11 protein-coding genes are annotated in these 15040 nt (G+C 65.3%); 1 reads left to right on the plus strand and 10 read right to left on the minus strand.

From position 1 onward, the window contains the following. Window positions 1-18: 18 nt before the first annotated feature. From P8T11_RS20820 to P8T11_RS20850, 7 genes are all read right to left on the minus strand, one after another. Entirely contained in the window at window positions 19-819 is an 801-nt protein-coding gene (locus P8T11_RS20820) for an MlaA family lipoprotein (protein WP_268080254.1), read from the minus strand. Between the two features lie 105 nt (window positions 820-924). Further along, window positions 925-1398 carry an outer membrane lipid asymmetry maintenance protein MlaD gene (gene mlaD / locus P8T11_RS20825; RefSeq protein WP_050449679.1) on the minus strand — a complete coding sequence of 158 codons (474 nt, stop codon included), beginning with the start codon at window positions 1396-1398 and terminating at the stop codon, window positions 925-927. A 12-nt stretch (window positions 1399-1410) separates the two neighbouring features. Beyond that, on the minus strand, window positions 1411-2199 hold the full coding sequence (gene mlaE / locus P8T11_RS20830) for a lipid asymmetry maintenance ABC transporter permease subunit MlaE (protein ID WP_268080252.1): 789 nt from the start codon (window positions 2197-2199) through the stop codon (window positions 1411-1413). After that, window positions 2196-3032, minus strand: coding sequence for an ABC transporter ATP-binding protein (locus P8T11_RS20835; RefSeq protein ID WP_268080251.1), 837 nt, complete (start codon window positions 3030-3032; stop codon window positions 2196-2198). Before P8T11_RS20835 ends, mlaE begins: the two co-directional genes overlap by 4 nt. A gap of 343 nt (window positions 3033-3375) precedes the next feature. Further along, entirely contained in the window at window positions 3376-4437 is a 1062-nt protein-coding gene (locus P8T11_RS20840) for an NAD(P)H-dependent flavin oxidoreductase (protein WP_268080249.1), read from the minus strand. 17 nt (window positions 4438-4454) lie between these two features. Further along, the gene (locus P8T11_RS20845) at window positions 4455-5432 is read right to left on the minus strand and encodes a Bug family tripartite tricarboxylate transporter substrate binding protein (RefSeq protein ID WP_268080248.1); all 978 of its coding nucleotides are present in this window, start codon (window positions 5430-5432) and stop codon (window positions 4455-4457) included. Window positions 5433-5455: 23 nt separating this feature from the next. Further along, window positions 5456-6751 (minus strand): YbfB/YjiJ family MFS transporter, encoded by a 1296-nt coding sequence (locus P8T11_RS20850; protein WP_268080247.1) that lies wholly within the window; start codon window positions 6749-6751, stop codon window positions 5456-5458. Window positions 6752-6815: 64 nt separating this feature from the next. Here P8T11_RS20850 and P8T11_RS20855 point away from each other — a divergent pair, with 64 nt between their 5' ends. Continuing rightward, complete coding sequence (locus P8T11_RS20855; RefSeq protein ID WP_268080246.1) at window positions 6816-7688, plus strand: LysR family transcriptional regulator; 873 nt, start codon at window positions 6816-6818, stop codon at window positions 7686-7688. 47 nt (window positions 7689-7735) lie between these two features. Here the strand turns inward: P8T11_RS20855 and P8T11_RS20860 are convergent, their stop codons facing one another. The 3 genes from P8T11_RS20860 to P8T11_RS20870 all read right to left on the minus strand — a co-directional run bounded on the left by P8T11_RS20860 (window position 7736) and on the right by P8T11_RS20870 (window position 15004). Continuing rightward, on the minus strand, window positions 7736-8374 hold the full coding sequence (locus P8T11_RS20860; RefSeq protein ID WP_268080245.1) for an OmpW/AlkL family protein: 639 nt from the start codon (window positions 8372-8374) through the stop codon (window positions 7736-7738). A gap of 415 nt (window positions 8375-8789) precedes the next feature. Continuing rightward, the gene (locus P8T11_RS20865; RefSeq protein ID WP_268080244.1) at window positions 8790-10256 is read right to left on the minus strand and encodes a glutamate synthase subunit beta; all 1467 of its coding nucleotides are present in this window, start codon (window positions 10254-10256) and stop codon (window positions 8790-8792) included. An 8-nt stretch (window positions 10257-10264) separates the two neighbouring features. Next, on the minus strand, window positions 10265-15004 hold the full coding sequence (locus P8T11_RS20870; RefSeq protein WP_268080243.1) for a glutamate synthase-related protein: 4740 nt from the start codon (window positions 15002-15004) through the stop codon (window positions 10265-10267). Window positions 15005-15040: the final 36 nt, after the last annotated feature.

A 15040-nucleotide genomic window follows, 5' to 3' on the forward strand; every position in this document is an offset into this window, starting at 1 on the left:
TGAACGCAAGGCCACAGCTTACTTGGTTGCAGGGGCAGGCGCCGGTGCGGCCTTGTCGGCGGCAGGGGCATCGTCTTCGTCGTCTTCGTAGTTGGGCAACGCGCTTTCGTCGTCTGCGCGGTGGCCCATCACCATGGCGTTGCGGCGTTGCAGATAGGCGTCGCGGATGAAGCTGTACGGGTCCAGGGCCACGCGGTCGACCGTGTCGGTGGCGTCCAGCAGGCTGGCGCGCGTGTCGACCAGGCGCAGGCCCCACAGCGAGTTGCGCAGGCGTACGTTGTCGATGGAATCGATGCCCATGTACCCGTAGGTGGTGCCGGCGAAATCGCCAGCCAGGCCGACGCCGTCGCGCACGGTGGACGAACCGAAGATGGGCAGCACCAGGTACGGGCCCTGGCCAAAGCCCCACACGCCCAGCGTGGTGCCGAAGTCGTTCGGGATCTTGCGGGCGCCATTGGCCGAGGCCACGTCAAAGCAGCCGCCCACACCCATGGTGGTGTTGAACAGGAAGCGGCCCAGCGTGTTCACGAAGTCGTGTCCGCGGCCTTGCAGGAAGCTGTTCGTGCCCGACCAGAGGTCGGTCATGTTGCTGAAGATGTTGTGCACGCAACTGCGCACGGGCTGTGGCGTGACGTAGGTATAGGCCTGGGCGACCGGCTTGAATACCGCGCGGTCGACCGTGTCATTGAACTTGTAAACGCCCCGGTTGAAGCCTTCCCACGGATCGCGCGGGTCGGGGTTCTGCGGCGCGGCGCAGCCGGCCATCAGGGCACCCGCCGCCGCGATGACGGCAATTCGGGAAAGTGCGTTCTTGTTCATGATCAGGAGATCCCTATCAACGATTCTTATGTTACGGCGGTGTCGAGGCGCGGCGCTGTTACAGCGCTTTTCGCATCGTCTTTAATTTGGCGCTTTCGCGGCGGGCTAAGGCGATGTGGTGCCTTCTTTTTCGGCGGACCCGTACAGGAACTTGCTGATCAGCTGCTCCAGCACGACCGCGCTCTGTGTATAGCGGATTTTTCCGCCGTCGGTAAAGTTCTCTTCCTCGCTGCCCGCCGTCAGGCCCAGGTACTGCTCGCCCAGCAGGCCGGACGTGAGGATCGACGCCGAGGAGTCTTTCGGAAACTGATAGGCCTTTTCCAGATTCACCGACACGACCGCCTGGAAGGTCTTGTCGTCGAAGGTGATGCTGGACACGCGGCCCACCACGACGCCGGCGCTTTTCACGGCCGCGCGCGGCTTTAGGCCGCCTACGTTATCGAAATTGGCGGAAAGCGTATAGGTGGGGGCGAAGGAAAAGGTGCTGAGATTGCCGGCCCGCAGCGCCAGGAACACCAGCGCGACCGCGCCCAGCAATACAAACAGGCCTACCCAGAAGTCGGTTTTTTCGCGTGACATGATCAATCCGTTTCAATTTCCAAACATCAAGGCGGTGAGCAGGAAGTCCAGCCCAAGTACCGCCAGGGAACCCACGACCACGGTGCGCGTGGTGGCGCGCGCCACGCCTTCCGGCGTGGGCTTGGCCTGCCAGCCCTCATAGAGCGCGACCAGCGTGACAGTGATGCCGAACACCACGCTCTTGATGACGCCGTTGGCCACGTCGTTCCAGACGTCAACGCCGCTTTGCATCTGCGACCAGAAAGCGCCCGCATCGACGCCGATCATCACGACGCCGACAACCCAGCCGCCCAGGATGCCCACCATGGAAAACACCGCCGCCAAGATAGGCATGGCGATGATGCCACCCCACAGGCGCGGCACCAGCACCCGGCGGATGGGGTCGACGGCCATGACTTCCATGGCAGCCAGTTGTTCGCCCGCCTTCATCAGGCCGATCTCGGCGGTGAGTGACGTGCCCGCCCGGCCCGCGAACAGCAGCGCCGTGACCACAGGCCCCAGTTCGCGCACCAACGACAGCGCCACCAGCAGGCCCAGTGCTTCTTCGGAGCCGTAGCGGTTCAGCGTGTAATAGCCTTGCAGCCCCAGCACGAAGCCCACGAACATGCCCGACACGGCGATGATCAGCAGCGAATAGTTGCCGATGAAATGGACTTGCTGCGACACCAGGCGCGGCCGCGAAAACACGATGCCGCTGCGCGCCAGCATGCCGCCAAAAAAACGGGTGAAAAAGCCGATGCCGGAGACCTGCTTGCGCACCCAGCCGCCCATCGCGCCGATCGCGTTGTTGGAACCGCTCATGCTTTGCGCCCTTTCTGTTCGGACAGCCACTTTTGGAAAGCGGGCGTTTCGGGGTACTGGAACGCGACCGGGCCGTCGGGTTCGCCTTTCAGGAATTGCTGGACGTAGGGGTCTTGCGACGCCGACAGCGTTTCAGGCGTGCCGGCCGCGGCCAGCTTGCCCTGGCCGACCAGGTACACGTGGTCAGCGATGGAAAAAGATTCTTGCACGTCGTGGGTGATCAGCACCGAGGCGCAGCCCAGGCGGTCAGCCAGGTGGCGGATCAGGCGGGCGGTGATGCCCAGCGATATCGGGTCCAGGCCGGCAAAGGGCTCGTCGTACAGGATGAGTTCGGGTTCCAGCACCACGGCGCGCGCCAAGGCCACGCGCCGCGCCATGCCGCCGGAGATTTCAGCCACTTTCAGGTGCGCGGCGGCGCGCAGGCCCACGGCATCAAGCTTGTCCAGTACCCGCTCGGTAACGTCGGCTTCGGACAGGCGGGTGTGCTCGCGCAGCGGGAAAGCCACGTTTTCGAACACGTTCAGATCGGTGAACAGCGCGCCTTGCTGGAACAGCACGCCCATGCGCTTGCGCAAGGCCTGCAATTCGTCGGGGGTGGCGCGGCTGATGTCCTGGCCGAACGCATGCACCTGGCCTTGGCGGGCGATGAGCTGGCCGGTGGCCGCGCGCAACAGCGTGGTCTTGCCCGAGCCCGAGCCGCCCATGATGGCGACCACTTCGCCCGCGCGCACGTCCATGGAGATGTCGCGCAAGACGGTGAAATCACCATAGCCTAGCGCCACACCGTCCAGGCGCAGGGCGAATTCCGGGGTGCTGCTTGATTGAGCGGGCATGGGCAACGAAAGGGTGTTTCGGTGGCGGAGCTTGCCCTGTCGGCTTGTCGATACGCAGGGCGGATAGCCGAGGCTGCGGGGGCGAGACAAGCGGTGGCGGGAAGCGCCCGGTTACTCAGGTGCGGGGGCCAAGACAGGCGATGGCTCCCAGCGGCGAGGCGCCATTGTAGCTCGACGCTTTGCAATCACAACGCAAGGGTGCGCCCATGGAACAGTGTTTTCGGTGTGAGGGACAATCCGGCCCGCGCGTCGCACAGTCGCCTGTGGCCAGGGCGGTGGGCCGGGGGCCGGTGCTCTGGCCGGCGTGGGAGTCGCGTCGCGGTTGGCGGGACTCAGTGTCGGGTCAGCGGTGCGCTTGCGCGGCGACCAGTTCCCGCGTCAGGCGGCGTACCAGGTCAGCCGTGGACTCGCGCCGGGCCAGCGGCGCGGCCTGCCCCGCCCATAGGGACAGAACATTGATATTGCCCGCCTTGCCGCCTTCGGTGCGCATCGGGCGGGTCAGGGCGTTTTGCAGGGGGTACGGCAGGATGTCCGCCGCGATGGCGTCCGCGTCCTGCATGAAGGCGTTGGCGATGCCACGTGCGGGGCGGCCGGAAAACGCCCGGGTCACGCGTGATTGTTCCGAGCGCGATGCCGGCAGCACGGCCTTGTAGGCGTCGCTGATGCCGGATTCATCGGTCGTCAGAAAGGCCGTCCCCATTTGTGCGGCCTGCGCACCCAGCGCCAGCGAGGCCGCGATGCCACGGCCATCCATGATGCCGCCGGACGCAATCACCGGCAGCGACACCGCGTCCGCCATCTGGGGCACCAGCGCCATGGTGCCGATCAGCGACAGCTCGAAACCGTCCAGGAACGTGCCGCGATGCCCGCCCGCTTCCGCGCCTTGCGCCACCACGGCGTCCACCCCGTCCTGCTCCAGCATCACCGCTTCGCGCACCGTGGTGGCGGTGCCCACCGTCAGGATGCCCAGCTCGCGGCAGCGCGCCAGGACATCGGGGGCGATGCGACCAAACGTGAAGCTGAAGACCGCGGGGCGCAGGCGCAGGATGGCGTCGATCTGGCCGGGAAGCGGATCCGTCTGCGCGCCTGGCATGGCCGGCGCGGGCAGGCCCAGTTGCGCGTGGTAGCGGGCCATCAGCGCCAGCATGCGATCGGCATCGCCCTGCATGGGCTGCTCCGTCACGGTGGCGAACAGGTTGATCGCGAACGGCCGGTCCGTCCGGGCGCGAATGCCGTCCACGGCGGCTTCAATCTGCGCGGGGCTCATGTAAGCCGCCCCAAGCGATCCCAGGACCCCCGCCTTGGATGCCTCCGACACCAATTCCACTGTCGTGGCGCCGCCAGCCATGGGCGCCTGGATGATGGGGTGGTCCAGCTTCAGCAGGTCAAGCAGACGGGGGGACATGGGATGACTCCTTTCGGTTATTGAAGCTGGATGTTTCCAGCCTTGATGACGTGAGCCCACTTCTCGGTTTCGCTCTTGATGAAAGTGGCGAATTCCTCGGGTGTGCCGCCGCCGGCCTGGCTGCCGGTATCGGCAATGGCCTTTTGCACGTCCGGCTCTTTCAGGATGCGATTGAACTCGGCGTTCAGCTTGGCGATGATCGGCGCGGGCGTGCCGGCCGGGGCGACGATGCCCTGCCAGTTATAGGATTCGAAGCCGGTCAGGCCCGATTCGGCCATCGTTGGCACATTGGGCAACACGGCCAGGCGCTTGGCGGACGTGACGGCAATGGGGTGGATCTTGGAACCCTGGATGGCCGGCAGCGCGGAATAGCCCATTTCGAACATCATCGAGATATGGCCGCCCATCAAGTCAGTGGCGGCAAGGCTGCCGCCCTTGTACGGCACGTGCACGATGTCGATCTTGGCTTGTTCACGGAACATTTCGCCTGACAGGTGATGCGCGCCGCCCACGCCGGACGAGCCGAACGACAGCTTGCCGGGTTGCTTCTTGGCCAGCGCGATCAGGTCGTCCAGCGTCTTGACCGGCAGTTCGTTGTTCACGCTCAGTACCAGCGGGCTGGTCTCGATCAGGATGATCGGCGCCAGGTCCTTTTGCGGGTTGTAGGGCATGTCCTTCATCAGCGTCGGGTTGACCGCCATCGGCGCCAGGTTGCCCGTGCCGATGGTGTAGCCGTCCGGCGCGGCCTTGGCGATCAGGCTGGTGCCGACCACGCCACCCGCGCCCGCCTTGTTTTCAACCACGATGGGCTGCCCCAGCGATTCGCCCAGCTTGCGTGCCAGGAGCCGCACGCGCGTGTCGGCAAATCCGCCCGGCGCGTAGGGCACGATCATGGTGATGGGCTTGGTGGGCCAGTCGGTGGCTTGGGCGTGGGCGGCGCCGCTGAAGGCGGTAACAGCCGCCAGGGTGGCAATCAGGGGACGCAGTGCTTTCATGCTGGGTGACTCCTCGTTCTCTTCTAATGGATGCAGCCCTTGGGGCCGATCGCATTATGCCCAGCGCCTTCGCCTTCTGTGGTGATTTTTCCCAAACGCCATGCCGACAGCGCCAGCAGCGCCGCGCCGCCGCCCAGCACCTGGGGCAAGCCCGCGCCCCAGTGGCCGGCCCACGACGCCAATAGCGGCCCCAGGATCTGGCCAGCCGCAAAGGCGGCAGTCATGATGGCGGCGGCTCGCGGGGCGGCAGCGCCCGCCATGCGCCGAGCTGTCAGCATGCCGGCCTGGGTAATCACCATGAAGGTGCCGCCCACCAGCAGCGCGGCCACGATCACGGCGGCAATGTGGTGCCACAGCGCCACGGTCAGCATGCCGGCGGCCATCAGCGCCTGAGCGGCTTGCCAGACGCGCTTTTCGTCGCGTCCGCGCGCCAGGCGAGGAACCAGCAGACAAGACACCGCCGCGGCCAGGCCAAACAGCGGCCAGGCCCAGCCGAAGATGGCGGGGTTGGGGATAAGCTGCTTGGCCATCGCGGGCAGGAACGTCGCGGGGATGATGTAACCCACGCCGAACACGCCGTAGTGCAGCGCCAGGCGGGGGGTGGCGCTGGGCAAGCGGGCGGGCGGTGTGGAGGTCTGTGGCTTTGGGGTGCTTGCAGTGTTTGGGGCGTTTGCGGCGTGCGCATGCGCTGCGCTTGGCGCGGTCTGCGCGGCCGGCGCCGCTGCTGCCGCCGGCCGGTTCAGGCCCGGCCAAGCCATGGCGGACAACGCCAGCGTCAGCGCGCCCAGCATCAGCCAATTGCCGTCAGCTCCCACCTGCCCGGCCATCAGGACCAGGCAGGCCAGCCCCGTCAGCGCGATACCGGCGCCCACTCCGGCGTAGGTCAGCGCCGCCGTGGCGGCTTCGCGCGGGTCTCCCGTGGGCACGGCGCGGCTGGAGGCCACGCAGATGAAGGCGCTGGCGCTGGCGTAGCCGGCGGCCAGCCGCAGCGCACACCAAACCGCCACATCATGAGTAAGCGGCATGGCCAGGGTCAAAAGCGCGACGGCCAGCAGGCTGATGGCAAGCTGGGCGCGGGCGTGGCGCACTGGCCAGGCCACGGCGGCCAGCGCGCCCAACAGGTAGCCAGCGTAGTTGGCCGATGCAATCCAGCTTCCCTGGGCCAGCGACAGCCCGCCTTCCTGGGCCATCAGCGGCCACACCGGCGTGAAGGCAAAGCGGCCGATGCCCATGGCGGAGGCCAGCGCCAGCGCGGCTGGCCACGCCAGGCTGAGCGCGCTGCGGGAATCGGAAACGGAAGGGTAAGCAGGCGTTGACATGTGCCCACTCTACGGCTGTACTTATATCTTGAATAGTGAATTATTAAGAACACAGGTTCTTGAAATGAGAAATTTGGATCTCGACGCCTTGCAGATTTTCAAAGCGGTGGCCGATCAGGGCGGCGTGGCGCGCGCCGCCGCGCACCTGAACCGGGTGCAGTCGAATGTGTCGACGCGCTTGAAGCAGTTGGAGGCGTCACTGAACGCCCCGCTTTTCAGGCGCCAGAATCGCCGGCTGGTGTTGTCGGACCAGGGGCGTGTGCTGCTGTCGTACGCTGACCGCCTGCTGCGCCTGTCCGACGAAGCCCAGGCCGCCGTGCGCGATGGCGCGCCGCAAGGCGTGCTGCGCATCGGCACCATGGAAAGCACGGCGGCCGCGCGCTTGCCGCCTATTCTGGCGGCCTATCACGCAGCCTGGCCGCAAGTGGGTATCGAGCTTGTTACCGGCACGTCGGGCGCGCTGGCGGCCAAGGTGCGCAATTACGAGATCGAAGCCGCCTTCGTGGCCCAGCCGTTTCCCGACGAGGGCCTGGCGGCCATGGATGCCTTCGATGAAGACCTGGCACTGATTTCGCCGCTGGCCTGGGGCGACATCGACGGTGCTCGCGACGTGGGCGGCCGCACGGTGATCGCGTTTGCGGCCGGGTGTTCGTATCGGCGCATCCTGGAATCCTGGCTGAACCATGAAGGCGTGGCGCCCGCGCGGGTGATGGAGTTTGCGTCGTATCACGCCATCGTGGCGTGCGTGGCCGCGGGCTCTGGCGTGGCCATCGTGCCGCGTTCAGTGTTGGCGGTGTTGGGCGCGGAGCATTCCGTTCGCGTCAGTGCGCTGCGCGGTCCGTATGGGCAGGCGCGCACGCAGTTGGTCTGGCGCGGGGATGACGACACGCCTGCGCTGCAGGCCTTGCGTCGGCAGCTGCAGCCTGAAGGCGATTGATCTGGTGCGGGTTGCGCGGCATGTCGCGCAACCGGTCCTATCTATGCTTAGAAGCGGTAACCCACGCCCAGTGTCGCCACCCACGGGTCGATGCGCGCGGTGCCGATGTGCTGGCCGTCCAGCTTCACCTTCGACTTGATGTCGATGTAGCGGATGTCCGCGTTCATGAACCAGCGTTCGTTGATCTTGAAGTCCGCGCCCAGTTGCGCGGCCACGCCCCAGGAATCACCCATCTTCAAGTCCGATCCCTTCAGCGCGCCTTCGGCCTGGGTGTCGAAGAAGTGCGTGTAGTTGATGCCGACGCCGATGTAAGGCTGGATCATGCTGTCCGGCAAGATGTGCCATTGCAGGCTTAGCGTGGGAGGCAGTTGCTTGCTCGACCCGATCTTGCCCAGGCCGCTGCCGCTGACGTCATGCTGGAACGGCCAGGCGCCCAGCAGTTCAATACCGATGTTGCGCGTCACCATATAGCCCAGCGTGAAGCTGGGGCGCACGTTGTTGTTGGCGTCCAGCTTGACGCTGCCATCCAGTACCGTGCCGTTGTTGGAAGAGGGGCGAACCTGCGTGACGCCCACCCGGAACAGCACGTCGCCCGCTTCATGCGCGTGCGCCGGGGCGGCAAGCCCGCTGGCGGCGATCAGTCCGGCAATGGCGGTGGCGCGGATACGCCCGTTCAGCGAAAACATTTTTCTTCTCCGATCTTTCCATGAGGGTGAGGCCACAGGTTCTCAGACCTGGCGCCTGACCCGATTGACGTGTATCAAGCCGTGAAAAGATGCGGACCGCGCCGTGGCGGCGCGGCAACAGCCGCTTCGCGACGCACCGTAGGATGGGTGTAGCGCGAGAGATTTCAAAAAAGAACGCTGACGCTGATCGCGCGAAACCCATCAAGCAACGCCGGATTTTTCTGAAGAGCAGCCATATCGCAAGCGCTGCATGATGGGTTGCGCGCGTTGGAGGGCAGCATTCTTCTATCGTTTCATTCGCGCTTCACCCATCCTACGTCCAGCCCGCAACGCCGTCGGGTGGCCGCCCAAATAGCATTCGCCGCCTTGGCGCTACGGCGCGAAGGCGGCGAATGGGTGTTGCAGAGCCTGAGGATCAGCGCGGCAGTTCGCTGCTGCCCATCAGGAATTCATCCACCGAGCGTGCGCATTGGCGGCCTTCGCGGATGGCCCAGACCACCAGCGATTGGCCACGGCGCATGTCGCCCGCCGCGAAGACTTTTTCCACGTTGGTGCGGTAGTCGTCGGTGTTGGCGCGCACGTTGCCGCGCCCGTCGCGATCCACGCCGAAAGATTCCAGCACGGTCTGCACCGGCGACACAAAGCCCATGGCCAGCAGCACCAGGTCAGCCTTGATCTCGAACTCCGAGCCCTCGACTTCGCGCATCTTCATCTGGCCGGTGGCGTCGTCCTTGAACCATTCGACGCGCGCGCCGACCAGCTTTTCGACCTTGCCGTTGCTGCCCTTGAGCAGCTTGGTGGTCACGGACCAGTCGCGATCGCAGCCTTCTTCGTGCGAGGACGACGTACGCATCTTCAGCGGCCAGTACGGCCACGTCATGGTTTTGTTTTCGGATTCGGGCGGCTGCGGCATCAGCTCGAATTGCGTGACCGAGGCCGCGCCATGGCGGTTGCTGGTGCCCACGCAGTCCGAACCCGTATCGCCGCCGCCGATCACGACCACGTGCTTGCCCTTGGCCAGCGTCTGGTTGGCCAGGCGGTCACCCGCCACGGCCTTGTTCTGCTGGCGCAGGAAGTCCATGGCGAAGTACACGCCCGACAATTCGCGGCCAGGAACCGGCAGGTCGCGCGGCGTTTCCGAACCGCCCGTCATGACGATTGCGTCGAATTCCGTCTTCAGCGATTCCGGCGTGCGCACCGTCAGGCCGTCGGCCACGGGGTCTTTCGGATTGCCGATGTAGGTAGACGGCGCGAACTCCACGCCTTCCGCTTCCATCTGCGAGATGCGGCGGTCGATCTGGTGCTTTTCCAGCTTGAAGTCGGGGATGCCGTAGCGCAGCAGGCCGCCGATGCGGTCGCTCTTTTCGAACAGCGTCACCGAGTGGCCGGCGCGCGCCAGTTGCTGCGCGCACGCCATGCCGGCGGGGCCGGAGCCCACCACCGCGACTTTCTTGCCCGTCTTGCGGGCCGGCACCTGCGGCGCCACCCAGCCTTCTTCCCAGCCCTTGTCGATGATCGCGTGTTCGATGGACTTGATGCCCACGGCGTCGCTGTTGATGTTCAAGGTACAGGCGGCTTCACACGGCGCCGGGCAGATGCGGCCGGTGAACTCGGGGAAGTTGTTGGTGGAGTGCAGCACGTCCAGCGCGCGGCGCCAGTCCTGCTTGTACACCAGGTCATTCCAGTCGGGGATGATGTTGTTGACCGGGCAGCCGTTGTTGCAGAACGGGATGCCGCAGTCCATGCAGCGCGCGGCTTGCTGCTTGGCCTGATCATCCGTCAGATGCAGCACGAATTCGCGCCAGTTCTTCAGCCGCTTCTGCGGGGCCTCGGAGGCCTCCTGCAGACGCTGAAATTCCATAAAGCCAGTAATCTTTCCCATGGTATTCCTCACGCAGCCAATTGTTGCTGATTGGCCGCACGCCACATTTCACCCAATGCGCGACGGTAGTCCGTCGGCATGACCTTTACGAACTTGCCGCGCGAGGCTTCCCAGTCGCCCAGGATTTCGCGGGCGCGGTAGCTGCCGGTGTAGCGGAAGTGGTCTTCCACCAGGCGGCGCAAGATGGTTTCATCCGTCTCGCGTTCGCCACCGCGCTGCGCGCTGTGCCAGATGTCGATGTTGTTCAGCGCCTGCTGTTCCGCATGCGGCGCCACGCTTTCCAGTTCCACCATGGACAGGTTCACGCGGTGCTTGAGCGTGCGCTCCGGATCCCACACATAGGCCACGCCGCCCGACATGCCGGCCGCGAAGTTACGGCCCGTGGCGCCCAGCACCACGACCGTGCCGCCCGTCATGTATTCGCAGCCGTGGTCGCCCGTGCCTTCCACAACCGTGGCCGCGCCCGAGTTACGCACCGCGAAGCGTTCGCCGGCCACGCCGTTGAAGAACGCTTCACCCGCCAACGCGCCGTACAGCACGGTGTTGCCGGCAATGATGTGGTCGGGGCCGAAGCCGCGGAAGTCGTTGGGCGAGCGCACGATGATGCGGCCGCCCGACAAGCCCTTGCCGACGTAGTCGTTGCCTTCACCCACCAGGTCCATCGTGATGCCGTGCGCCAGGAACGCGCCGAAGCTTTGGCCGGCGGTGCCGTTGCACTGGATGTGGATGGTGTCGTCCGGCAGCCCGTCGTGGCCGTAGCGCGAGGCCACGGCGCCCGACAGCATGGCGCCGATGGTGCGGTTGCGGTTGCGCACCGGCACGATGAACGACACTTTCTCGCCACGCTCAAGCGCGGGGCGGCTGCGGTCGATCAACTGGTGGTCCAGCGCGTTGGCCAGGCCGTGATCCTGCTCTTCGGTCTGGCGCACGTCGGCGTCGGACTGCGTTTGATGGAACACGCGGGCGAAGTCCAGGCCTTGCGCCTTCCAGTGTTCCACGCCCGAACGCATGTCCAGCAGATCGGCGCGGCCGATCAGGTCGTCGAATTTGCGAATGCCCAGCTGCGCCATGATCTCGCGCACTTCTTCGGCGATGAAGAAGAAGAAGTTCACGACGTGTTCCGGCTTGCCCTGGAATTTCTTGCGCAGAACCGGGTCTTGCGTGGCCACGCCCACCGGGCAGGTGTTCAGGTGGCACTTGCGCATCATGATGCAGCCTTCCACCACCAGCGGCGCCGTCGCGAAACCGAATTCATCAGCGCCCAGCAGCGCGCCGATGACGACGTCGCGGCCGGTCTTCATCTGGCCGTCGGCCTGCACGCGGATGCGGCTGCGCAGGCGGTTCAGCACCAAGGTCTGCTGCGTTTCGGCCAGGCCCAGTTCCCACGGCGTGCCCACGTGCTTGATGGACGACACCGGGGACGCGCCCGTGCCGCCGTCATGGCCGGCGATCACAACGTGATCGGCCTTGGCTTTGGCAACACCGGCGGCCACCGTGCCCACGCCCACTTCGGACACCAGCTTGACCGACACCGAGGCCTTGGAATTCACGTTCTTCAGATCGTGGATCAGTTGGGCCAGGTCTTCAATGGAATAGATGTCGTGGTGCGGCGGGGGCGAAATCAGGCCCACGCCCGGCACCGAATAGCGCAGCTTGGCGATGTATTCCGACACTTTGTGGCCGGGCAACTGGCCGCCTTCGCCGGGCTTGGCGCCCTGGGCCATCTTGATCTGGATCTGGTCGGCGGACGACAGGTATTCGGCGGTCACGCCGAAACGGCCCGAGGCCACCTGCTTGATCTTCGAACGCAGCGAGTCGCCCTTCTTCAGCGCAACGTCGGCTTCGATACGGTCGGAACCGAGCAGCGAGGCCAGCGTGTCGCCGTCCTTGATGGTGCTCTTGCCTTCGCGCATCTCGGCGCGGTAGCGCAGTTCGTCTTCGCCGCCTTCGCCTGTGTTGGATTTGCCGCCGATGCGGTTCATGGCCACGGCCAGCACCGAGTGCGCTTCGGTCGAGATCGAACCCAGCGACATGGCGCCGGTGGCAAAGCGCTTGACGATGTCCTTGGCCGATTCCACGTCATCCAGCGGAATGGCGCGCGTGGGGTCGAAGCGGAACTCGAACAGGCCGCGCAAGGTCATGTGGCGACGGCTTTGGTCGTTGATGATCTGCGCGTATTCCTTGTACGTGCGGTAGTTGTTGGCGCGCGAGGCGTGCTGCAGCTTGGCGATGGAATCCGGCGTCCACATGTGCTCTTCGCCGCGCACGCGGTAGGCGTATTCGCCGCCCGCGTCCAGGTCGTTGGCCAGCACCGGGTCGGTGCTGAACGCAGCGCGATGCTGGCGCAGCGCTTCTTCGGCCACCTGGAAAATACCGATGCCTTCGATGTTGGACGAGGTGCCGGTGAAGTACTTGTCCACCAGTTTGCTTTGCAGGCCCACGGCTTCGAAGATCTGCGCGCCGGTGTACGACATATAGGTCGAAATGCCCATCTTGGACATGACCTTGTTCAGGCCCTTGCCGATGGCCTTGATGAAGTTCTTGACCGCCTTTTCGGGGTCATTCATCTTGCCCAGCGATTCCAGCGCCAGGTAGGGGTGGATGGCTTCGGCGCCGTAGCCGCCCAGCAGCGCGAAGTGGTGCACTTCACGCGCCGAACCAGTTTCCACGACCAGGCCGGTGTTGGTGCGCAGGCCGGCGCGGATCAGGTGCTGGTGCACGGCGGACGTTGCCAGCAGCGCGGGGATGGCCACGCGCTCGCTGTCGACCAGGCGGTCCGACACGATCAGGATGTTGTAGCCGCTTTGCACGGCATCGACGGCGCGCGCACACAGCGCGGCCACGCGGGCTTCAATGCCCTCGGAGCCCCAGGCGGCGGGGTACGTGATGTCCAGCTCGAAGCTGCGGAATTTCTTGCCCGTGACCTGTTCGATGTCGCGGATCTGCGCCATGGCGGCGAAGTCCAGCACCGGCTGCGACACTTCCAGGCGCAGCGGCGGATTGACGTTGTTGATGTCCAGCAGGTTGGGTTTGGGGCCGATAAACGACACCAAGGACATCACCAACTGTTCGCGGATGGGGTCGATGGGCGGGTTCGTGACCTGCGCGAACAACTGGCGGAAATAGTTGTAGAACGGCTTGGCGCGGTCAGACAGCACGGCCAGCGGGGCGTCGTTGCCCATCGAGCCGATCACTTCCTCGCCGGTCGACGCCATGGGTTCCAGGATGAACTTGTAGTCTTCCTGGGTCCAGCCGAAGGCTTGCTGGCGGTCCAGCAGCGACACGGCCGACTGCGTGGCAACGGCCGTCTGGCGCGGGGCGGGCAGCGATTCCAGCTTGATCTGCAGGCGCTCGATCCATTGGCGATACGGGCGGCTGTTGGCCAGTTGCAGCTTGATTTCGGCGTCGTCGATGATGCGACCTTGTTCCAGGTCGATCAGGAACATCTTGCCCGGTTGCAGGCGCCACTTCTTGACGATGCGGTTTTCCGGAATCGACAGCGTGCCGGCTTCGGACGCCAGGATGACCATGTCGTCATCGGTGACCAGATAGCGGGCGGGGCGCAGGCCGTTGCGGTCCAGCGTGGCGCCGATCTGGCGGCCATCGGTGAACGCGACGGCGGCGGGGCCGTCCCACGGCTCCATCATGGCGGCGTGATATTCGTAGAACGCGCGGCGCGACTCGTCCATCTGCGTGTGCTGTTCCCAGGCTTCCGGGATCATCATCATCATGGCGTGGGCCAGGGAATAGCCCGAATTCACCAGCAGTTCCAGGCAGTTGTCGAACGTGGCGGTGTCCGACTGGCCTTCGTAGACGATGGGGTAAAGCTTCTTCAGGTCGTCGCCCAGCACGGCCGACTGCATCATGCCTTCGCGGGCGCGCAGCCAGTTGAAGTTGCCCTTGACCGTGTTGATTTCGCCGTTGTGGGCAATCATGCGGTACGGGTGGGCCAGCGGCCAGGCGGGGAACGTGTTGGTCGAGAAGCGTTGGTGCACCAGCGCCAGCGCGGACACCGTGCGGGTGTCGGCCAGGTCGCGGTAGTAGCGGCCAACCTGGTCGGCCAGCAGCAGGCCTTTGTAGACCACGGTGCGCACCGACGCCGACGGCACGAAGTATTCCTTGCCGTGGGCCAGATGCATGGCCTGGATGGCGTGGCTGGCGGTCTTGCGGATGACGTACAGCTTGCGTTCCAGCGCGTCGGGCACCATCACGTCGGCGCCACGGCCGATGAACAACTGGCGGATGACGGGTTCGCAATCGCGCACGGTGGGCGACATGGGCATGTCGACGTCCACCGGCACATTGCGCCAGCCCAGCACGACCTGGCCTTCGGCGCGCACCGAGCGTTCAAGCTCTTGCTCGCAAGCCAGGCGCGAAGCGGTTTCCTTGGGCAGGAACACCATGGCCACGCCGTATTCGCCCGGAGGCGGCAGGATGATGCCTTGCTGGCCGAGTTCGTCGCGATAGAGCGTGTCGGGAATCTGGATCAGGATGCCAGCGCCGTCGCCCATCAGCTTGTCCGCGCCAACCGCGCCGCGGTGGTCCAGATTTTCAAGGATCTTCAGGCCTTGCTGGATGATCGCGTGGCTTTTCTTGCCCTTGATGTGCGCAACGAACCCAACGCCGCAGGCGTCATGCTCGTTCTTGGGGTGGTACAGACCCTGGGCCGCGGGCATACCGATGCGGGACGCATCGATAGGGGTGGCCTTGGGCGTGGGACAGGATTCGATCGGGGTAATTTGGGGCATGGCGCGCTCCGCAGTGAGCCTGCGTCGTAATGTTGC

The organism is Achromobacter spanius, assembly GCF_029637605.1.
GTDB lineage: Bacteria > Pseudomonadota > Gammaproteobacteria > Burkholderiales > Burkholderiaceae_B > Achromobacter > Achromobacter spanius_E.